Raw genomic sequence first — 18,602 nt, forward strand, 5'->3', positions numbered from 1 at the left:
GAAATCCCTCTCCCGTATGTCAGTGGTGACTGCTAGTGTCCGGGGCCGTTGTCGCACACGAGTGCGCCCGCGCCCCACGCACATCAGTGCGTCCACCACCCACACCAAATTCGGGGGATATCCACCATGAGCCAGCCCACGCCGCCTTCCCAGCCCACCGAGGGCAACCCGTACGCCGCTCAGCAGCCCGTCGCCGGCAACCCCTACGCCGGCCAGCAGCCCTCGGACGGCAACCCGTTCGCGGGTCAGCAGCAGCCCACCGGCGGCAACCCGTTCGCGGGCGGCCAGCAGCCCGGCTTCGCCCCGGCGCCGCCCGCCCCGCGCCAGGGCAACCTCGCCCTCGGCATCGTGGCCGCCGTTGTCGCGGCCCTGGTGACCGCCGGCATCTACGGCGCCATCATCGGTGCCTCGGGGTACGAGATCGGCTACGCCGCGGTCGGCGTCGGCTTCCTCACAGGCCTCGCCGCGGGCAAGATCGGCGGCAGCAACCCCGTACTGCCGGTCCTGAGCGCCGCCCTCGCCCTGGGCGCCATCTACGCGGGCCAGATCATCGGTGTTGCGATGATCGGTGCCGACGAGTCCGGCATCTCCGCGACCACACTCCTCACCGACCACTTCGACCTGGTCACCTCGGCCTGGAAGGAATCGGCCGACTTCATGACCTACCTGTTCTTCGGGATCGGCGCCTTCGCCGCCTTCTCGGGCGCCAAGAAGGCCGCCGCGTAACCCGGTTCACGCACCGGTTCACGTACGGCGAAGGGGCCCGCGTCACCACCAGGTGACCGGGCCCCTTCGCGTCGTACGAGCTGTCGTACGAGCCGTTCGTACTGTCTACCGCTTGTGCTGCGAGTCCGCAACCGTCACCTCGACGCGCTGGAACTCCTTCAGCTCGCTGTAGCCGGTGGTGGCCATGGCGCGGCGCAGGGCCCCGAAGAAGTTCATCGAGCCGTCCGGGATGTGCGAGGGGCCCGCGAGGATCTCCTCGATGGTGCCCACCGTGCCGAGGTCGACCTTCTTGCCGCGCGGCAGCTCCTCGTTGACGGCCTCCATGCCCCAGTGGTGGCCCTTGCCGGGCGCGTCGGTGGCGCGGGCCAGCGGAGAGCCCATCATCACGGAGTCGGCGCCGCAGGCGATGGCCTTGGGGAGGTCGCCGGACCAGCCGACACCGCCGTCGGCGATCACGTGCACGTACCGGCCGCCGGACTCGTCCATGTAGTCACGGCGCGCGGCCGCGACGTCGGCGACCGCGGTCGCCATCGGGACCTGGATGCCCAGCACATTGCGCGTGGTGTGCGCGGCGCCGCCGCCGAAGCCGACGAGGACACCGGCCGCGCCCGTGCGCATCAGGTGCAGGGCCGCGGTGTACGTGGCGCAGCCGCCTACGATCACCGGGACGTCCAGCTCGTAGATGAACTGCTTCAGGTTGAGCGGCTCGGCGGCACCGGAGACGTGCTCCGCCGACACCGTCGTACCGCGGATGACGAAGATGTCCACGCCCGCGTCCACGACGGCCTTGGAGAACTGCGCCGTGCGCTGCGGGGACAGGGCGGCGGCGGTGACGACGCCCGAGTCGCGCACCTCCTTGATGCGCTGCCCGATCAGCTCCTCCCTGATGGGAGCCGCGTAGATCTCCTGGAGGCGACGGGTCGCGGTGTCCGCGTCAAGCTCCGCGATCTCGTCGAGCAGCGGCTGCGGGTCGTCGTACCGCGTCCACAAGCCCTCGAGGTTGAGCACGCCCAGGCCGCCCAGCTCACCGATGCGGATCGCGGTGGCCGGGGAGACGACCGAGTCCATGGGGGCGGCCAGGAAGGGCAGCTCGAAGCGGTAGGCGTCGATCTGCCAGGCGATCGAGACCTCCTTCGGGTCCCGGGTACGGCGGCTCGGGACGACGGCGATGTCGTCGAAGGCGTACGCCCGGCGGCCGCGCTTGCCGCGCCCGATCTCGATCTCAGTCACGTGTGTGGCCTTTCCCTCTTCGCTTCTGCGTCTCCCAGTATCGCCGACGCCCACGACAAGGGCGGCCCCGGGAACCCCCGGGACCGCCCTCAAGCCGTACGGCTACTGGCTACGGCTGTGGTGACGACTACTGGTACGGCTACTCGCTGCGGCTACTGGCTACGGCTGTAGTTCGGCGCCTCGACCGTCATCTGGATGTCGTGCGGGTGGCTCTCCTTGAGGCCCGCCGAGGTGATCCGTACGAAGCGGCCCTTGGTCTCCATCTCGTCGATGGAGGCGGCGCCCACGTAGCCCATGGTCTGGCGCAGGCCGCCGACGAGCTGGTGCAGCACGTTGGCCAGCGGGCCGCGGTAGGGCACCTGGCCCTCGATGCCCTCGGGGACGAGCTTGTCGTCGGAGGCCACCTCGGCCTGGAAGTAGCGGTCCTTCGAGTACGACCTGCCCTGGCCGCGCGACTGCATCGCACCGAGGGAGCCCATGCCGCGGTAGGACTTGAACTGCTTGCCGTTGATGAACTGCAGCTCGCCGGGCGACTCCTCGCAGCCCGCGAGGAGGCTGCCGAGCATCACCGTGTCGGCGCCGGCCGCGAGGGCCTTGCCGATGTCTCCGGAGTACTGCAGACCGCCGTCGCCGATCACCGGAACACCTGCGGCGCGGCCCGCGAGAGCTGCCTCGTAGATGGCGGTGACCTGCGGGACGCCGATACCGGCGACCACACGGGTGGTACAGATCGAGCCGGGGCCCACGCCCACCTTGACGCCGTCGACACCGGCGTCGATCAGGGCCTGGGCGCCGTCGCGGGTGGCTACGTTGCCGCCGATCACGTCGACGCCGACGCTCGACTTGATCTTCGCCATCCAGTTGAGGGCGTTGCTGTTGTGCCCGTGCGAGGTGTCGACGATCAGGAAGTCCACGCCGGCCTCGGCCAGCGCCTGCGCGCGCTCCAGCGCCTCGGGGCTGGCTCCGACGGCGGCACCCACCAGGAGGCGGCCCTCGGCGTCCTTCGCGGCGTTCGGGTACTTCTCGGCCTTCACGAAGTCCTTGACCGTGATGAGGCCCTTGAGGACACCCGCGTCGTCGACCAGCGGAAGCTTCTCGATCTTGTGGCGGCGCAGCAGCTGCATGGCGTCGTTGCCCGAGATGCCGACCTTGCCGGTGACCAGGGGCATCGGGGTCATGACCTCGCGCACCTGGCGCGAGCGGTCGGTCTCGAAGGCCATGTCGCGGTTGGTGACGATGCCGAGCAGCTTGCCGTTGCCGTCGGTGACGGGGACACCGCTGATGCGGAACTTGGCGCACAGCGCGTCGGCCTCGCCCAGCGTCGCGTCCGGGTGCACCGTGATCGGGTCGGTGACCATGCCGGACTCGGAACGCTTCACGAGGTCGACCTGGTTGACCTGGTCCTCGATGGACAGGTTGCGGTGCAGCACGCCGACGCCGCCCTGCCGGGCCATGGCGATCGCCATGCGCGACTCGGTCACCTTGTCCATCGCGGCGGAGAGCAGCGGGATGTTCACACGCACGTTGCGCGAGATGCGGGACGAGGTGTCGACCGCGTTGGGCAGCACTTCCGAAGCGCCCGGCAGCAACAGCACGTCGTCGTAGGTCAGCCCGAGTGTCGCGAATTTAGCGGGCACTCCGTCGACGTTGGCAGTCATGACACCTTCCCCAAATGGCCTTGATCGGTGCGGATGTCCATGCTAACGGGAAGCAAGGGTCTCTCATTCCATGGCTTGGGTTGGCCTGGGGCTTCGTACTTTCGTACGGGGCGGGTGGCGTCGCCGTTCATCCACGGCGCCGGAAGCCCAGTCCCGGGCCCGAGCCCGGCGTTCGTAGACCCGCCCCGCCGGGCGCGGGCCGGTCTTCGCCGTGCGGCTACCCGCTGTCGCAGCGGAGAAAAACGCCGTCCTGGCTGGGCCGCGCCCGGCACCGCCGAACACCGCCGTACGGCCTCCCACCGTCGCGGCGGAGAAGAACTGCCGTCCCGGCTGAGCCATGCCCGGCACCGCCGAACACTGCCGTACGGCCTCCCACCGTCGCGGCGGAAAAAACCCGCCGTCCCGGCCGAGCCGCACCCAGCACCACCGCACCGCCAGACACCACCGTCCGGCTACCTCCGCCCCGGCGGACGCGGCGGAAAGAACCGGAAAACCCGGCCCCCGAACAACCCCCGCCTACTGCTCCGCCAACGCCCGCAGCCGGCTCAGCGCCCTGTGCTGAGCCACCCGTACCGCCCCTGGTGACATTCCCAACATCTGCCCCGTCTCCTCGGCCGTGAGGCCCACCGCGATCCTCAGCAGGAGCAGCTCGCGCTGGTTGTCGGGGAGGTTGGCCAGGAGTTTCTTGGCCCATTCGGCGTCGCTGCTGAGCAGGGCGCGCTCTTCTGGGCCGAGGGAGTCGTCGGGGCGCTCGGGCATCTCGTCCGAGGGGACCGCGGTGGAACCGGGATGGCGCATCGCGGCCCGCTGCAGGTCAGCGACCTTGTGGCCGGCGATGGCGAAGACGAACGCCTCGAAGGGGCGTCCGGTGTCCTTGTAGCGCGGCAGCGCCAGGAGCACCGCGACGCAGACCTCCTGCGCCAGGTCCTCCACGAAGTGCCGCGCGTCGCCCGGAAGCCGGGACAGACGGGTGCGGCAGTAGCGCAGCGCGAGGGGGTGAACATGAGCGAGCAGGTCGTGCGTGGCCTGCTCGTCGCCGTCGACAGCGCGATGGACGAGCGCACCGATCACCGTCGTCTCGTCGTCGCGCATCGGTCCATGGTGCCTCGGCGTCGTCCGATCCGTGGCACCGCGTCCATAGTTGTGCACCGAAGCGTTATGAGCAGGTGCGCCGGAACTCATCTCCTGCGCCCTCCCCTTCCGCTCGACCGAATCGTCCCCTAGGAACTCCACACCTCAAGGATGCGGCATCCGCCGGGAAACGGGGATCGGGCATCGAAGAGGCGCTCTCCGAGGGCCCGGCCCCGCCCGCCGCACGGCGGGCAGGGACTACTGCCGTTGTACCCCCACGGCGGCTCACTTAGCGAACCAGGCCCCACCGGAAACCGAGCGCCACAGCGTGCGCGCGGTCCGAGGCGCCGAGCTTCTTGAAGAGCCGCCGGGCGTGCGTCTTGACGGTGTCCTCGGAGAGGAACAGCTCACGGCCGATCTCCGCGTTGGAGCGGCCGTGGCTCATGCCCTCCAGGACCTGGATCTCCCGCGCGGTGAGCGTGGGCGCGGCGCCCATCTCGGCCGACCGCAGTCTGCGCGGGGCGAGCCGCCAGGTGGGGTCGGCGAGCGCCTGGGTCACCGTCGCGCGCAGTTCGGCACGCGAGGCGTCCTTGTGCAGATAGCCGCGGGCTCCGGCGGCGACGGCGAGCGCCACGCCGTCCAGGTCCTCGGCGACGGTGAGCATGATGATGCGCGCACCGGGGTCGGCGGACAACAGCCGCCGAACAGTCTCGACGCCGCCCAGACCGGGCATGCGTACGTCCATCAGAATCAGGTCCGAACGGTCGGCACCCCAGCGGCGGAGTACTTCCTCGCCGTTGGCCGCCGTCGTCACACGCTCGACGCCGGGCACTGTCGCCACCGCACGACGGAGCGCCTCTCGGGCAAGCGGGGAGTCGTCGCAGACGAGGACGGATGTCATGGCCGTCCTCCGCAGCTGATGCGCGTCACCTTGAGCCTCCAGGCTGGTACGAATCGTCATCTGTGCGGTCGACACTCGCCGACGGAAACTGCCGTCTGCCCGAGCGCTTGTTCCTTCAACCGCCTCGGCACTTCCAACGATGGTCACTCGAAAGAGTTACGGGGCAGCCGGTCGTCTTCGGCACTGTACGTGAGGGTGCGGACACGGTGCAGACATGCGGGGCGGACCCACAACCTTTCATCACAACCCATGCCCCATTTAGCCCGATTTCTTCCCTTTTGCTGGTGTCTGTGGCTAGATTCGCAATGAGTCATATTTTCATCTCCTTAGATCGTAGATGTACGGTCGGTGGGCACATAGCAGCCCAGAACGGCAACAAGGGGACACGCAATGGCAGATTTCTCCCGCCTTCCCGGTCCGAACGCGGACCTCTGGGACTGGCAGCTCCTCGCGGCTTGCCGCGGGGTCGACAGCTCGCTCTTCTTCCACCCGGAGGGCGAGCGAGGTGCGGCACGGAGCGCTCGCGAGAACTCGGCCAAAGAGGTCTGCATGCGATGCCCGGTACGCGCGGAGTGCGCGGCACACGCGCTGGCGGTGCGCGAGCCGTACGGCGTGTGGGGCGGGTTGACCGAGGACGAGCGAGAAGAGCTCATGGGACGGGCACGCAACCGGCTGGTCTCAGCGTCGGCCACTGGAAGCAGTCCCGCTTCGAACAACTGAAGGAACGTTTCTGCTAACCGGGCACGCGCACGCGTGCCCCTACTTTTCCGATGCCGCGCGCCGTGGCGCCCGGGTTCTCCCAGGGCTGGGGCTACCGCTGCGCGGCCCGCGCCAGCCGGTCCAGCGTCGCCGCCACCGCGGGCACCTGAGCAAGATCCGGCAGTGTGAGCGCGACGATCTCCCGCCGCACCGGGGGCTCCACCCTTACCGTGCGCGCCCCCTTCGGCCGTACGGACTCGATGGCGAGTTCCGGAAGGACCGCAACCCCCAGACCGGCGCCCACCAGGCCGACCACGGCCGGGTAGTCGTCGGTGGCGAAGTCGATACGGGGCTCGAAGCCCGCGCCGCGGCAGACCTCGACCAGTTGTCGGCGGCAGCGCGGGCAGCCCGCGATCCACGGGTCCCCGGCGAGTTCGCCGATCGCGACCGACTCGGCCCCGGCGAGGCGGTGGCTCTCGGGGACGAGCCCGACGAGGCGGTCCAGGAGCAGGGGGCGTACGACCAGGTCGTCCCACTCCTCGACGCCCGCCGCCCCCTCGTACCGGAACGCGAGCGCGATGTCGCAGTCGCCCTCGCGGAGCATCTCCACCGAGCGCGGCGGCTCGGCCTCCTCGAGGGAGACCCGGGTGCCGGGGTGCGCTGCGCGCAGGGCGGCGAGGGCCGTGGGGACGAGCGTGGAACTGCCGCTGGGGAAGGAGACGAGCCGTACGCGGCCGGCGCGCAGGCCCGCGATCGCGGCGACCTCCTCCTCGGCGGCCGTCAGTCCCGCGATGATGCCGGCCGCGTGCCGGACCAGCGCGTCGCCCGCCTGCGTCAGGCGCATCTCTCGTCCCGTGCGGACCAGCAGCGGCGTGCCGACGGACGCTTCGAGCGCCTTCATCTGCTGGCTGACGGCGGGCTGGGTGCAGCCCAGTTCGCGCCCGGCCGCCGAGAAGGAGCCGGTGGCGGCGACGGCGCGCAGTACACGGAGATGGCGGGCCTCGATCATTTTCTGAGCATAAGGGTGCCTTGGGTATGGAAGCGAATATTGCGTCGACGCTTTGGCTCCCATCGCCTAGCGTTCTCGTCATGAAGCTTCTCTCGCTGAATCTCGGCCGGGCGCGAGCCGTCGACTACACGGACCAGCCGGAGGGGGTGACCGGCATCGACAAACAGCCGGTGCCCGGGCCGGTGCGGGTCGCGGCGCCCGGGCCCAAGGGGACCGGCGGGAGCGGCCTCGCCGGGGACGACGTGTGCCACAAGCGGCACCACGGCGGGGATCACCAGGCCGTGTACGCGGTCGCGCGCGAGGATCTCGACGACTGGGAACGCGAGCTGGGCCGGACGCTGCCCGCCGGCTCCTTCGGCGAGAACCTCACGACACTGGGGGTCGACGTGTCCGGAGCGCTGATCGGCGAGCGCTGGCGGATCGGGCCCGAGGTGGTCCTCGAGGTCACCTGCGGGCGCATCCCCTGCCGGACCTTCCAGGAACACGTCGGTGAGAAGGGCTGGGTGAAGCGCTTCACCCAGAAGGGGGCGCCGGGCGCGTATCTGCGTGTCGTCGAGCCCGGCGAGATCCGCTCCGGCGACCCGATCGAGATCGTGCACAGGCCGGACCACGACGTCACGGTCGCCCTCCAGTTCCGTGCGATCACGACCGAACGGGGGCTGCTGCCAAGGCTGTTGGACGCGGGCGAGGCGCTGCATCCGGAATCCCGGGCGATCGCCGAGAAATACGTGGCGACGCCCGGCGCTTAGCAGGGGCTGCGCAGGCAGTCGCGCGCCCCGCGCAGAAGTGGTGTGGGGCGCGCGGACGTTGGGGGCGCGGGGCGCCGGACCACAGGTCAGGTCACTAACCTTGGGCCATGACAACGGCTCTGATTACGGGATCGACCGCGGGGATCGGCGCCGCCTTCGCGCGGCGTCTGGCGGCTGACGGGCACAACCTCGTGCTGGTGGCGCGTGACACCAAGCGGCTGGGCGAGCAGGCGACCGAGCTGCACGACCGGCACGGCATCGAGGCGGAGGTGCTGACGGCGGATCTGGCGACGGACGACGGCATCGAGGCCGTGGCCGAGCGCTTGAGCGACCGCAAGAACCCGGTCGACCTGCTGGTCAACAACGCCGGTTTCGGCAACAAGGGCCGGTATCTCGACGTGTCGATCGCCGACGAGCTGAAGATGCTCAAGGTGCACTGCGAGGCGGTCCTCCGGCTGACCTCCGCGGCGACCGAGGGCATGCGCGAGCGCGGCCGTGGCGGGGTCGTCAACGTCGCGTCGGTGGCCGCGTTCCTGCCGCGGGGGACGTACGGGGCGTCCAAGGCGTGGGTCGTGCAGTTCTCGCAGGGCGCGGCGAAGGACCTGGCAGGCAGCGGCGTACGGCTGATGGCGCTGTGCCCCGGTTTCGTGCGCACCGAGTTCCACCAGCGCGCCGGGATGGGCACCGACAACATCCCCAACTGGATGTGGCTGGACGCCGACAAGCTGGTCGCCGCAGCGCTCACGGACCTGTCCCGCGGCAAGACCCTGTCGATTCCCGACCCGCGCTACAAGGTGCTGATGGGCATGGCAAAGGTGGCGCCGCGGTCGTTGCTGGGCGGCATCTCCTCCAGGACCGGGCGGAAGTACGGGCCCCAGTAGGCCAGAGGGGTGGCGCCGCCGTCCCAGTGGGACGATGGGGGTATCGACCGGACCCAGGGGGGCCGGAAGGCGGCGTCATGACATTTGTGCAGCTCATCGACTGCAAGACGGGTCGATTCGACGAGATGGACCGGCTCATGGACACATGGGTCGAGCAGACCAAGGGCAAGCGGACCGCGACGCACAGCGTCATCGGCAAGGACCGGTCCGACGCCAGGCACTTCATCGAGATCGTGGAGTTCGCGTCGTACGAGGAAGCGATGGCGAACTCGAATCTTCCCGAGACGGACAAGATCTTCCGGGAGATGGTGGCGCTCTGCGACGAGATGCCGACGTTCACGGATCTGGATGTGGTGCGGGACGAGTGGCTCTACAAGACCAACGTCCGCAATTTCTACGGGCTGGTCGCCGGCAAGGGCGAGTTGCCTTCGTGGGACGAGGTCGTCGCGGAGAACTACCACGACCACGATCCGTCCAACGAGCAGGACGTGATCGGCCTGGACGCCATGCGCCGCGAGGTGGACATGTGGCGGACCGGGTTCGACTTCACGTTCACCATCGAGGACCAGCTCGCCGACGGCGACCGGGTCTGTACGCGCTGGACCTGGAACGGCACCCACAAGGGTGACTTCATGGGGATCCCGGCCAGCGGCAGGCAGGTCGCCATGACCGGCACGACCATCCACCGGTGCACCGACGACGGCAAGCTCGCCGAGGGCTGGTGGCAGTACGACAGGCTGGGACTGATGGCGCAGCTCGGGGCGCTGGATTCGCTGGAGCAGTGACCCGTAGCCCGTGTCGCTGGAGCAGTGACCCGTAGCCCGTAGCCCGTAGTGGATAAACGGGAGAAGCCCCCGTTCCCTGTGGGAACGGGGGCTTCCTCGGAAGCTGGTGCCTCAGTGCGAGTGGCCGTGACCGTGGCCGTGACCGGCCTCGGCCTCTTCCTCGGCCGGCTTCTCGACGACCAGGGTCTCGGTCGTGAGGAGCAGGGAGGCGATGGAGGCGGCGTTCTCCAGGGCGGAGCGGGTGACCTTGACCGGGTCGATGACGCCGGCCTTGACCAGGTCGCCGTACTCGCCGGTGGCGGCGTTGAAGCCCTGGCCCTTGTCGAGCTCGGCGACCTTGGAGGTGATGACGTAACCCTCCAGGCCGGAGTTCTCGGCGATCCAGCGCAGCGGCTCGACGGCGGCCTTGCGGACGACCGCGACACCCGTGGCCTCGTCGCCGGTCTTGCCGAGGTTGCCCTCAAGGATCTTGACGGCGTGGACGAGCGCGGAGCCACCACCGGAGACGATGCCCTCCTCGACCGCGGCGCGGGTCGCGGAGATGGCGTCCTCCAGACGGTGCTTCTTCTCCTTGAGCTCCACCTCGGTGGCGGCGCCGACCTTGATCACGCACACGCCGCCGGCCAGCTTCGCGAGGCGCTCCTGGAGCTTCTCGCGGTCCCAGTCGGAGTCGGTGTTCTCGATCTCGGCCTTGATCTGGTTGACGCGGCCGACGACCTCGGAGGAGTCGCCGCCACCGTCGACGACCACGGTGTCGTCCTTGGTGATCGTGACGCGGCGGGCGGTGCCCAGCACGTCCAGACCGATCTGGTCGAGCTTGAGGCCGACCTCCTCGGCGATGACCTGACCGCCGGTGAGGGTGGCGAGGTCGCCCAGCATCGCCTTGCGGCGGTCGCCGAAGCCCGGGGCCTTCACCGCGACGGCGTTGAAGGTGCCGCGGATCTTGTTCACGACCAGGGTCGACAGGGCCTCGCCCTCGACGTCCTCGGCGATGATCAGGAGCGGCTTCGAGGCATTGGCCTGGATGACCTTCTCGAGCAGCGGCAGGAGGTCCTGGATGGAGGAGATCTTGCCCTGGTGGATGAGGATGTACGGGTCCTCGAGGACGGCCTCCATGCGCTCCTGGTCCGTCACGAAGTACGGCGACAGGTAGCCCTTGTCGAAGGCCATGCCCTCGGTGAAGTCCAGCTCCAGACCGAAGGTGTTGGACTCCTCGACGGTGATGACACCGTCCTTGCCGACCTTGTCCATCGCCTCGGCGATGAGCTCGCCGACCTGGCTGTCCTGCGCGGACAGACCGGCGACGGCCGCGATGTCGGCCTTGTCCTCGATCGGACGGGCGGTCGCGAGGAGCTCCTCGGACACGGCCTTGACGGCGGCGTCGATGCCCTTCTTGAGGAGGGCGGGGGACGCGCCGGCGGCGACGTTCTTGAGGCCCTCGCGTACGAGCGCCTGGGCGAGCACGGTGGCGGTGGTCGTACCGTCACCCGCGATGTCGTTGGTCTTGGTCGCCACCTCCTTCACCAGCTGGGCACCGAGGTTCTCGAACGGGTCGTCGAGCTCGACCTCACGCGCGATGGTGACGCCGTCGTTGGTGATGGTGGGAGCGCCGAACTTCTTGTCGATGACGACGTTGCGGCCCTTGGGGCCGATCGTCACCTTGACCGTGTCGGCAAGCTTGTTGACGCCGCGCTCGAGGGCGCGACGGGCGTCCTCGTCGAACTTCAGGATCTTCGCCATGGGAGCGATTCAGCCCTCTCGAAACTCTGGAAAATCTGGGGAGAACGAACGGCGCCCCCGACGCCCGGCTACTTGAGGTCGCGGGGGGCCAGGGGCGCAGTTCACTACAAAACCGGTTGGGTACCGGGGTGAATTACTTCTCGATGATCGCGAGAACGTCGCGAGCCGAGAGGACGAGGTACTCCTCGCCGTTGTACTTCACCTCGGTGCCGCCGTACTTGCTGTACAGCACGATGTCGCCGACAGCGACGTCGAGCGGAAGACGGTTACCGTCCTCGAAACGGCCCGGGCCCACGGCAAGGACGACGCCCTCCTGGGGCTTCTCCTTCGCGGTGTCCGGGATGACCAGGCCAGAGGCCGTGGTCTGCTCGGCTTCGAGCGGCTGGACCACAATGCGGTCCTCGAGCGGCTTGATGGCAACCTTGGAGCTGGTGGTCGTCACGATCCGACCTCCCCCTTCGGAGATCTCACGGGGTTAACTGTCTGAGGTGGCGACCAGGTGGACCCGTCGTCGCGGGAGCCGGATCTACCTGTCGTCATTGGCACTCTCCAGTGGGGAGTGCCAGACCCGAGACTATGACCGCGATTAGCACTCGGTCAAGCGGAGTGCCAACGCGGCGCTCACGAGCCCATCGGATCCCGAGCGGAATCACAGCCCCCGGACACGTCACAGGTAGTCCTCGAGCCGCGCCGGCGTGAACCCTTCCGCCTGGACTTGGCGCAGCAGCTCGACCGTCGCCTCCGTGAGGTTCGGGTGCTCGGAGCCGGACAGGATGTCGCCCGGCCGCAGGGGGCCCGCGTCGGCGTCCCGCCCCCGCACGACGGCGGCGATCCCGCAGTCGGCGGCGGCCCGCAGCGTGGTGGTGTCGTACGTGCCGTACGGGGGCCGCAGGAAGCGGGGGCGGATGCCGAAGCGCTCCTTGAGCTTGTTCTGCTGGCCGCAGATCTCGGCGCGCTGGCCGGCGTACGGCAGGCCCCGCAGGGAGGGGTGGTCGAGGGTGTGGTTCTGCACGGTCGCGCCGACCGCCCGCAGCCGCGCGAAGTGTCCGTACCCCGGCCCGACCACGCTGTCCGTGACGAACATGCTGACCGGCAGCCGCAGTTCACGGACCAGGTCGACGAACCGCGGATCCCGTTCGGCACCGTCGTCGTACGTCAGGAAGACCACCTTGTCGCGGGTGGGCACGCGGTCCACGACCGGCGCGAGGCCCGGGCCCGCGGTGCGCGCGGTGACCCGGGCGGACGGTTTCGGCGCGGGGACGAGCGGCGCGGAAAGGCCCCAGCGGCGGTACGTCGCCAGGGTCGGCCCGTGCGAGCGCGCTTTGCTCACCTCGTGCGCCGCCTTCTTGCCCAGCCGTTCGATCGGGTCGACGGACTGGGCACAGCCCGTAAGGAGTACGGCGGCGAGCGCCCCGGAAAGGAGCGCGTACGGCCGCGACCTCACAGGTAGTCCTCCAAGCGCGCCACCGCGTACCCCTTGTCGGTCACCATCTTCATGAAGCGGCGGACCATGTCGGGCATCGTGCCCTTCCAGTCCTCCTTGCCGCGGAAGTGGCTGAGGACGATGTCGCCGGGGTTCAGATCGCGGTCCCACTCGCGGTACTCCCAGTGGTCGACGAAGATCTCCTCGTTCCACAGCGGGGCCGCCTTGATGCCGCAGGCCTTGGCCGCGCGCAGGGTGTCCTCGTTGTAGTTGCCGAACGGCGGCCGGAAGAGCGTGGGGCGCTTGCCGAACTGCTTCTTCATCACGTCCTGCATGCCGCAGATCTCGCGCTTCTGGCGTTCGTAGGAAAGCCCGGGCAGGTAGGGGTGGTGGAGCGTGTGGTTGTTGAGTACGACGCCACGGTCGCGCATCTTGCGGAAGTACCCGTAGTCCTCCTTGACCAGGTAGTCGCTGAGGAAGGCGGTGTACGGGATCTTCAGGTCGCTCATCATCCGCAGGAACGCGGGGTCCTTCTCGGCGCCGTCGTCGATGGTGAGGAAGACGACCTTGTCCTTGGTGGGGATGGTCGTGAAGACCGGCGGCAGATCCTCGCCGTCCTCGACCTCGAAGCCGTCGCGGAACTCGATGACCGGCTTCTTGGCGGGGGCCGGCGGCGCGGTAAGCGGTGTCTTGGCAAGGCCCCAGCGCTTGGCCGCGGCGGCCCGTGCGGCCTGCGCGCGGCGGAGCTTGGCGGCGTAGGAGTCGAGGGCACGGGCGGCGGGTGGCGCCTGCGGCGCTTGGGGTGCCTGGCGGCCGGGCGCCGGTTTCACGGGCTTGGAGCCGGCGCTCTCGGCGCAGCCGGACACGAGGGCGGCGAGGGTGAGCGCAGCGATGCCGCTCCGGACAACCGTCAACTTCATACCGTTTTTGTAATTTTGTCGTACTGATCGCATGGCGCCGGATCCTCCCAGGCCATGGCCCGTACGGGGCCACGACACCGCGGCCGGACGCGCGCCGTCCACCGACTGGCCCACAATGGCCCGGTGAACGACCTCGATCCGCCGTCCCCCCTCGCCTCCTTCGCCTCCCTGCTCACCCCCGAGGGCCGCGCCCTGCTCGACGAGGTGCGCGGCACCGACCCGGCGCGCGAACTGGCCGTCGCCACCCGGCTGCGCCGCGAGCACCCGGCCGAGCTGGTCTCGGCGGCCCTCGGGCAGGCGCGGCTGCGGCAGCGGGCGGCGGCGAAGTTCGGCGCCGAGGACGCGGAGCGGATGTTCTTCACCCCCAACGGGGTCGAGCAGTCGACCCGTACGACGGTCGCGGCGCACCGCGCGGAGCGGCTGCGCGCCCTCGGCGTCCGCTCGGTCGCCGACCTCTGTTCCGGCATCGGCGGCGACGCGATCGCGCTCGCCCGCGCCGGGATCCGGGTCCTCGCCGTCGACCGGGACCCGCTGACGGTGGCGGTGGCACGCGCGAACGCCGACGCGCTCGGCCTCACCGGCCTGATCGAGGTCCGCGAGGCGGATGTCACCGAGGTGGACGTGTCCGCGTACGAGGCCGTCTTCGTGGACCCCGCGCGCCGGGGCGGCCGAGGCCGGATCTTCGACCCGGAGGCCTACTCACCGCCCCTGTCCTGGGCGGTCGGCACGGCTTCGAAGGCTCCGCTCGCCGCACTGAAGATCGCTCCCGGCATCCCGCACGAGGCGATCCCCGCCGAGGCCGAGGCCGAGTGGATCTCGGACGGCGGCGACGTGAAGGAGGCGGTGCTGTGGTTCGGCACCGAGCCGGGGCTTGTGCGGGCCACGCTGCTGCCGGGGCCGCGGGAGGTACGGGGGCGCGGGCTGCCGGATCCGGCGGTGCGGTCCGTCGGGCGGTATCTGTACGAGCCCGACGGCGCCGTCATTCGCGCCCACCTGGTCGCGGAGGTGGCCGAGGAGCTCGACGGCGGACTGATCGACGAGACGATCGCGTACATCACGGCGGACGAGGCACGTCCGACGCCGTACGCCTCCGGCTACGAGATCACCGACCAACTCCCCTTCGGCGTGAAGAAGTTGAAGGCGCTGCTGCGGGAGCGGCAGGTCGGCGTACTGACGGTGAAGAAGCGGGGGTCGGCGGTCGAGCCGGAGGAGTTGCGGCGGAAGGTTCTACCGAAGGCGCAGGGTCCGAATTCGGCGACGGTGTTCATGACTCGGGTCGCGGGGGCGCCGACGATGCTGGTGGGGCACCCGCTGGCGGGCTGATCCCGCCGGGTCAGGACCGCCCACCAGGTCAGGACCGCGGCGGGCCCAGCTCCCGGACCCGCGCCCGCAGGAGGTCCCTCTCCTGCTCGTTGCGCGTCAGCGCGATCGCCCGCTCGAACTCCGCCCGCGCCTCCGCCGTACGCCCGAGCCGGGCGAGCAGATCCCCGCGGACGCTGGGCAGCAAGTGGTAGTCACGGAGGGCGGGTTCGGCGGTGAGGGTGTCGATCAGGGCGAGGGCCGGCTCCGGGCCCTCCGCCATGGAGATGGCCACGGCACGGTTCAACTCGACCACGGGCGACGGGGAACGGGCCGCGAGCAGGCCGTACAGGGTGGCGATCCGATCCCAGTCCGTGTCCTCGTAGGCGTACGCCTGCGCGTGGCACGCGGCGATGGCGGCCTGGAGGGCGTACGGGCCGGGTCCGGTGGTGGTGACGGCGTTCGAGCGACCCAGGGCGGCGAAACCCCGGCGGATCAGCATGCGGTTCCAGCGGCGGCGGTTCTGGTCCTTGAGGAGGACCGGCTCGCCCGACGGGCCCGTGCGGGCGGCCGCGCGTGAGGTCTGGAGCTCCAACAGGGCGGCCAGCCCGTGCACTTCGGGCTCCTTCGGCATCAACTCGGCCAGCACTCGGGCCAGTCGGAGGGCGTCCTCGCACAGCCCGGGGCGCAGCCAGTCCTCGCCCTCGGTGGCCGCGTACCCCTCGTTGAAGATCAGGTAGATGACCTCCAGTACGGACCCGAGACGGGCCTCCCGCTCCGGGCCGTACGGCACCTCGAAGGCGACCCCCTGCGTCGCCAGTTTCCGCTTGGCGCGCACGATGCGCTGGGCGATCGTCGCCTCCGGGGCGAGGTAGGCGCGGGCGATCTCGGGGGTGGTCAGGCCGCCGAGCAGCCGCAGCGTGAGGGCGATGCGGGCCTCGGCGGAGAGGACGGGGTGGCAGGCGGTGAAGACGAGCCGCAGCAGGTCGTCGTCGATGTCGTCCGGGTCGGAGGGTTCCTCGAAAGGGATGGTCGTGTCCGCGTCGCGCCCGATCTCCGCCAGCTTGCGCGCGTACCGCTCCTCGCGGCGTACGAGATCGATCGCGCGGCGCTTGGCCGTGGTCATGAGCCAGGCCCCCGGGTTGTCCGGGACTCCCTCACGCGGCCACTGCTCCAGCGCTGCGACCAGCGCGTCCTGCGCCAGCTCCTCCGCGATGCCGACGTCTCGTACGATCCGGGCGACGCCGGCGATGATGCGCGGCGACTCGATCCGGAAGACGGTTTCGATGGCACCCGATGCGGCGGCGGGGGGCTGCTCTGTCACAGCCCCCCATAAGACACCCCCGGCGCCCTCAGGCCAAGGACCCGCTCAGCCCTCCGCGATCTCCCGCACCTCGGACGTGACGGTCCAGTGCTCCTCGTGGATCTTCAGGAAGCGCTTGGTCCACTCGATCGCCTCGGCCTTGTCCTTGGCCTGGATGATCGCGTAGCCGCCGACGACCTCCTTGGACTCGGTGAACGGGCCGTCGGTGACGGTCAGTTCGCCCTTCTCCCAGCGGACGCGGGTGCCCTGCGAGGTGGGGGTGAGCCCGGCGGTGTCCAGCATCACGCCCGCCTTGGTCATCTCCTCGATCAGCTCACCCATCCGCTGCATCAGTTCGGGGCTGGGGCCCTCGGCGGGCGCGTTGGCCTCGTCGATCTGGACCATCGACAGGTAGCGCGGCATGGTGACTCCTTCGGTACGGAGACGGGGCTTGTTCCCGCCTCTCACCCTTGCGTCGAACGGGAGACGTCTGTCTCGACACCGTCGCCGGAATTCTTCGACGTTTCCTCCGGGACAACTTCAGTCGGCGAAGTCCTTCAGCTTCTCGGTGTCCAGCGTGATCCCGACGGGATCGGGCAGCTCGATCACGGCGCCGAAAGGCCGAGCGGTACATGAGCGGTATTTGCCGTCCTCCGGATCCGAATACACGGTGACAGCCGCAGCTTCCCTGTCGATCAACAGGTAGACGGGGATGCTCGTGGCCGCGTAGGCCTCTGGCTTCTCGATCCGGTCCCGCCGGGTGGCATCGCTGTCGGGGGACGTGACCTCGACAACCATCAGGACACCGTCGGGCTCCGCCCACTCACCCTTTCCGGCGAAGTACTCCTCGGGTACCAGTGCACCGTCAGGCCGGGCTCGCCCCTGGCGGTACGCCTCGACCTTGAGGCCCTGTTCCGGATAGAGGAACAGCTCAGGGCGATGCTGCATGCACCGCCTGAGAAGCCAGGCGACCATCTCGCCGTGATTCCCGTCCGGCACGGCTTTGACCCCGATCTTCCCGTTCAAGAACTCCAGGCGCGCCGTCTCGTGCGCAAGGAGGGCAAGCTCTTCGAAATCCTCGATGCCCATCTGGGGGTGGTCGGACGTACTGGGGGTCATGGCGTCGCCTCCTCCCCTCCATCCTGCCCCGGCTACGGGCGGACCGTGCTGCAAGGTCGTCACGCGCCTGCTCCTTTCTCTGTACGTGTCCCAGTGCGCAGGGCAGCCCGCAGCCGCCCCGCATGGGCGTGAACCCGGTCCGCCGGGAGGGCGGGCCGCCCTCCCCAGCAGCCCCCGCACAACCCGCCCGACAGCCCGCCGTCCCCGCCCGGCTCGCCGCACGCCGTGCAGACCACCTCGTAGCGGGCACACGACGGAGGCTGCGGCTCGGGTGGCAGCTTGGCGAGCAGCCGAGCCCGTACGAAACCGTGCGCGTGTGCCACCCGCTCCGGGAGCCCCGCCGTCACCGCCGCGACGAGCTGCGCCTCACCCGCGCCCCGCGCGAACCACTCGGCAGCCTGCTCCTCCAACGCCCCGCACTCCCCAGCCGAGAGCGTGAGGCGCGCGTCGATCCGCCCGAGCCGGGCCAGCACGCCGTACGCGGCCGAGCGCGCCGCTTGCGGCGAGGGCGCGGTGACCGGTGCCTCGCCGGCGAGGAAGGCGTCCCACCAGGCGTCATCACGCGCGGTACGCGAGAAGAAGGTGTGCCACACCCAGCGGGGGCAGCCGTCGACGGTGACAGGACGGCGTACCCGGCGCAGATGGCCTGCCACGGAGAGGTTGTTGAGGGCGGTGCCGATGGCGCACTGGCCGTACGAGAGATGCTTGGCCAGCGTCTTGATGGAGATGTCCGCCTCGTCGTCGAGCCGGTCGAGATACCCGGCGATCGATGCCTCGCGGACGGGCAGATGTGCGAAGTCCCGGCCGGTACGGGGCTCTTGGTCGGGCGCCGACTTTTTTCCGTACCCGGGATTGGCCTTGGGGTGAGCGGACGGGCGCGGGGCAGCACTAAGCTGGGCGGTAGCCATGGATCGACTCTGCTTTCGATCTTGTTGGTCAGACCCCCGCGTGGTGCGACAACACCCACGGGGGTCGATGCTTTCCCGGCGCACGCTACACGCTCGCCACGCTCCGCCGCGACACGATCACAAAAAGTCATCTTCCCTGGCCCGGGCGGCACTTGGGCCGCCACCAAGGGAGGGTGGGTGG

The 18,602-nt window shown here is 69.8% G+C and carries 19 protein-coding genes; 6 read left to right on the top strand and 13 right to left on the bottom strand.

The genetic code is table 11. The features are described from left to right. The first annotated feature begins 126 nt into the window (after positions 1-126). Positions 127-726, top strand: coding sequence for a hypothetical protein (locus OG266_RS17250; protein ID WP_266455823.1), 600 nt, complete (start codon positions 127-129; stop codon positions 724-726). Between the two features lie 105 nt (positions 727-831). On the opposite strand, the gene OG266_RS17255 is transcribed toward OG266_RS17250, so the two are convergent. The 4 genes from OG266_RS17255 to OG266_RS17270 all read right to left on the bottom strand — a co-directional run bounded on the left by OG266_RS17255 (position 832) and on the right by OG266_RS17270 (position 5,586). Beyond that, positions 832-1,956, bottom strand: a complete 1,125-nt coding sequence (locus OG266_RS17255) for a GuaB3 family IMP dehydrogenase-related protein (protein ID WP_266455826.1) — start codon at positions 1,954-1,956, stop codon at positions 832-834. 152 nt (positions 1,957-2,108) lie between these two features. Next, complete coding sequence (gene guaB, locus OG266_RS17260) at positions 2,109-3,614, bottom strand: IMP dehydrogenase (protein WP_266455829.1); 1,506 nt, start codon at positions 3,612-3,614, stop codon at positions 2,109-2,111. A 516-nt stretch (positions 3,615-4,130) separates the two neighbouring features. Beyond that, positions 4,131-4,706 (bottom strand): sigma-70 family RNA polymerase sigma factor, encoded by a 576-nt coding sequence (locus tag OG266_RS17265; protein ID WP_266455832.1) that lies wholly within the window; start codon positions 4,704-4,706, stop codon positions 4,131-4,133. A 268-nt stretch (positions 4,707-4,974) separates the two neighbouring features. Next, the gene (locus OG266_RS17270) at positions 4,975-5,586 is read right to left on the bottom strand and encodes a response regulator transcription factor (RefSeq protein ID WP_003948568.1); all 612 of its coding nucleotides are present in this window, start codon (positions 5,584-5,586) and stop codon (positions 4,975-4,977) included. A gap of 390 nt (positions 5,587-5,976) precedes the next feature. Between OG266_RS17270 and OG266_RS17275 the strand changes: the two genes are divergently transcribed. Further along, positions 5,977-6,306, top strand: coding sequence for a WhiB family transcriptional regulator (locus tag OG266_RS17275; protein ID WP_266455834.1), 330 nt, complete (start codon positions 5,977-5,979; stop codon positions 6,304-6,306). A 91-nt stretch (positions 6,307-6,397) separates the two neighbouring features. On the opposite strand, the gene OG266_RS17280 is transcribed toward OG266_RS17275, so the two are convergent. After that, positions 6,398-7,294: a LysR family transcriptional regulator gene (locus tag OG266_RS17280; protein WP_266831438.1), complete on the bottom strand. Its 897-nt coding sequence runs from the start codon at positions 7,292-7,294 to the stop codon at positions 6,398-6,400. 80 nt (positions 7,295-7,374) lie between these two features. Here OG266_RS17280 and OG266_RS17285 point away from each other — a divergent pair, with 80 nt between their 5' ends. The 3 genes from OG266_RS17285 to OG266_RS17295 all read left to right on the top strand — a co-directional run bounded on the left by OG266_RS17285 (position 7,375) and on the right by OG266_RS17295 (position 9,709). Then, entirely contained in the window at positions 7,375-8,043 is a 669-nt protein-coding gene (locus OG266_RS17285) for an MOSC domain-containing protein (protein ID WP_371546668.1), read from the top strand. 107 nt (positions 8,044-8,150) lie between these two features. Further along, positions 8,151-8,924 carry an SDR family oxidoreductase gene (locus OG266_RS17290; RefSeq protein ID WP_266455841.1) on the top strand — a complete coding sequence of 258 codons (774 nt, stop codon included), beginning with the start codon at positions 8,151-8,153 and terminating at the stop codon, positions 8,922-8,924. A 77-nt stretch (positions 8,925-9,001) separates the two neighbouring features. Beyond that, the gene (locus OG266_RS17295) at positions 9,002-9,709 is read left to right on the top strand and encodes an ester cyclase (RefSeq protein ID WP_371546672.1); all 708 of its coding nucleotides are present in this window, start codon (positions 9,002-9,004) and stop codon (positions 9,707-9,709) included. Positions 9,710-9,820: 111 nt separating this feature from the next. Here OG266_RS17295 and groL read toward each other — a convergent pair whose 3' ends face one another. From groL to OG266_RS17315, 4 genes are all read right to left on the bottom strand, one after another. Then, positions 9,821-11,449, bottom strand: coding sequence for a chaperonin GroEL (gene groL, locus OG266_RS17300; protein ID WP_266455847.1), 1,629 nt, complete (start codon positions 11,447-11,449; stop codon positions 9,821-9,823). Positions 11,450-11,582: 133 nt separating this feature from the next. Continuing rightward, complete coding sequence (gene groES, locus OG266_RS17305) at positions 11,583-11,891, bottom strand: co-chaperone GroES (RefSeq protein ID WP_266455850.1); 309 nt, start codon at positions 11,889-11,891, stop codon at positions 11,583-11,585. 225 nt (positions 11,892-12,116) lie between these two features. Beyond that, positions 12,117-12,893 carry a polysaccharide deacetylase family protein gene (locus tag OG266_RS17310; protein WP_266455853.1) on the bottom strand — a complete coding sequence of 259 codons (777 nt, stop codon included), beginning with the start codon at positions 12,891-12,893 and terminating at the stop codon, positions 12,117-12,119. Continuing rightward, positions 12,890-13,792, bottom strand: a complete 903-nt coding sequence (locus tag OG266_RS17315; RefSeq protein WP_371546675.1) for a polysaccharide deacetylase family protein — start codon at positions 13,790-13,792, stop codon at positions 12,890-12,892. Before OG266_RS17315 ends, OG266_RS17310 begins: the two co-directional genes overlap by 4 nt. 54 nt (positions 13,793-13,846) lie before the next feature. Here OG266_RS17315 and OG266_RS17320 point away from each other — a divergent pair, with 54 nt between their 5' ends. Further along, complete coding sequence (locus OG266_RS17320; RefSeq protein WP_371546677.1) at positions 13,847-15,115, top strand: SAM-dependent methyltransferase; 1,269 nt, start codon at positions 13,847-13,849, stop codon at positions 15,113-15,115. Positions 15,116-15,143: 28 nt separating this feature from the next. Here OG266_RS17320 and OG266_RS17325 read toward each other — a convergent pair whose 3' ends face one another. The 4 genes from OG266_RS17325 to OG266_RS17340 form a co-directional block, all read right to left on the bottom strand. Further along, positions 15,144-16,415 (bottom strand): RNA polymerase sigma factor, encoded by a 1,272-nt coding sequence (locus tag OG266_RS17325; RefSeq protein ID WP_266455861.1) that lies wholly within the window; start codon positions 16,413-16,415, stop codon positions 15,144-15,146. A gap of 45 nt (positions 16,416-16,460) precedes the next feature. Next, the gene (locus tag OG266_RS17330; RefSeq protein ID WP_266455864.1) at positions 16,461-16,817 is read right to left on the bottom strand and encodes a YciI family protein; all 357 of its coding nucleotides are present in this window, start codon (positions 16,815-16,817) and stop codon (positions 16,461-16,463) included. 117 nt (positions 16,818-16,934) lie between these two features. Next, positions 16,935-17,513, bottom strand: coding sequence for a Uma2 family endonuclease (locus tag OG266_RS17335; protein WP_266455867.1), 579 nt, complete (start codon positions 17,511-17,513; stop codon positions 16,935-16,937). A 59-nt stretch (positions 17,514-17,572) separates the two neighbouring features. Continuing rightward, a complete protein-coding gene (locus OG266_RS17340) occupies positions 17,573-18,421 on the bottom strand; it encodes a hypothetical protein (protein ID WP_266455870.1) in 849 nt (282 codons plus the stop codon). Positions 18,422-18,602 lie beyond the last annotated feature (181 nt).

Source organism: Streptomyces sp. NBC_00554 (assembly GCF_041431135.1).
In the GTDB taxonomy this organism is placed as follows: Bacteria; Actinomycetota; Actinomycetes; order Streptomycetales; family Streptomycetaceae; genus Streptomyces.

Coding starts and splice junctions, on each gene's coding strand:
- OG266_RS17250 (WP_266455823.1), top strand. CDS start 127: ATGAGCCAGCCCACGCCGCCTTCCCAGCCCACCGAGGGCAACCCGTAC.
- guaB (WP_266455829.1), bottom strand. CDS start 3,614: ATGACTGCCAACGTCGACGGAGTGCCCGCTAAATTCGCGACACTCGGG.
- OG266_RS17265 (WP_266455832.1), bottom strand. CDS start 4,706: ATGCGCGACGACGAGACGACGGTGATCGGTGCGCTCGTCCATCGCGCT.
- OG266_RS17270 (WP_003948568.1), bottom strand. CDS start 5,586: ATGACATCCGTCCTCGTCTGCGACGACTCCCCGCTTGCCCGAGAGGCG.
- OG266_RS17275 (WP_266455834.1), top strand. CDS start 5,977: ATGGCAGATTTCTCCCGCCTTCCCGGTCCGAACGCGGACCTCTGGGAC.
- OG266_RS17280 (WP_266831438.1), bottom strand. CDS start 7,294: ATGATCGAGGCCCGCCATCTCCGTGTACTGCGCGCCGTCGCCGCCACC.
- OG266_RS17285 (WP_371546668.1), top strand. CDS start 7,375: ATGAAGCTTCTCTCGCTGAATCTCGGCCGGGCGCGAGCCGTCGACTAC.
- OG266_RS17290 (WP_266455841.1), top strand. CDS start 8,151: ATGACAACGGCTCTGATTACGGGATCGACCGCGGGGATCGGCGCCGCC.
- OG266_RS17295 (WP_371546672.1), top strand. CDS start 9,002: ATGACATTTGTGCAGCTCATCGACTGCAAGACGGGTCGATTCGACGAG.
- groL (WP_266455847.1), bottom strand. CDS start 11,449: ATGGCGAAGATCCTGAAGTTCGACGAGGACGCCCGTCGCGCCCTCGAG.
- OG266_RS17315 (WP_371546675.1), bottom strand. CDS start 13,792: ATGAAGTTGACGGTTGTCCGGAGCGGCATCGCTGCGCTCACCCTCGCC.
- OG266_RS17320 (WP_371546677.1), top strand. CDS start 13,847: ATGGCCCGTACGGGGCCACGACACCGCGGCCGGACGCGCGCCGTCCAC.
- OG266_RS17330 (WP_266455864.1), bottom strand. CDS start 16,817: ATGCCGCGCTACCTGTCGATGGTCCAGATCGACGAGGCCAACGCGCCC.
- OG266_RS17335 (WP_266455867.1), bottom strand. CDS start 17,513: ATGACCCCCAGTACGTCCGACCACCCCCAGATGGGCATCGAGGATTTC.
- OG266_RS17340 (WP_266455870.1), bottom strand. CDS start 18,421: ATGGCTACCGCCCAGCTTAGTGCTGCCCCGCGCCCGTCCGCTCACCCC.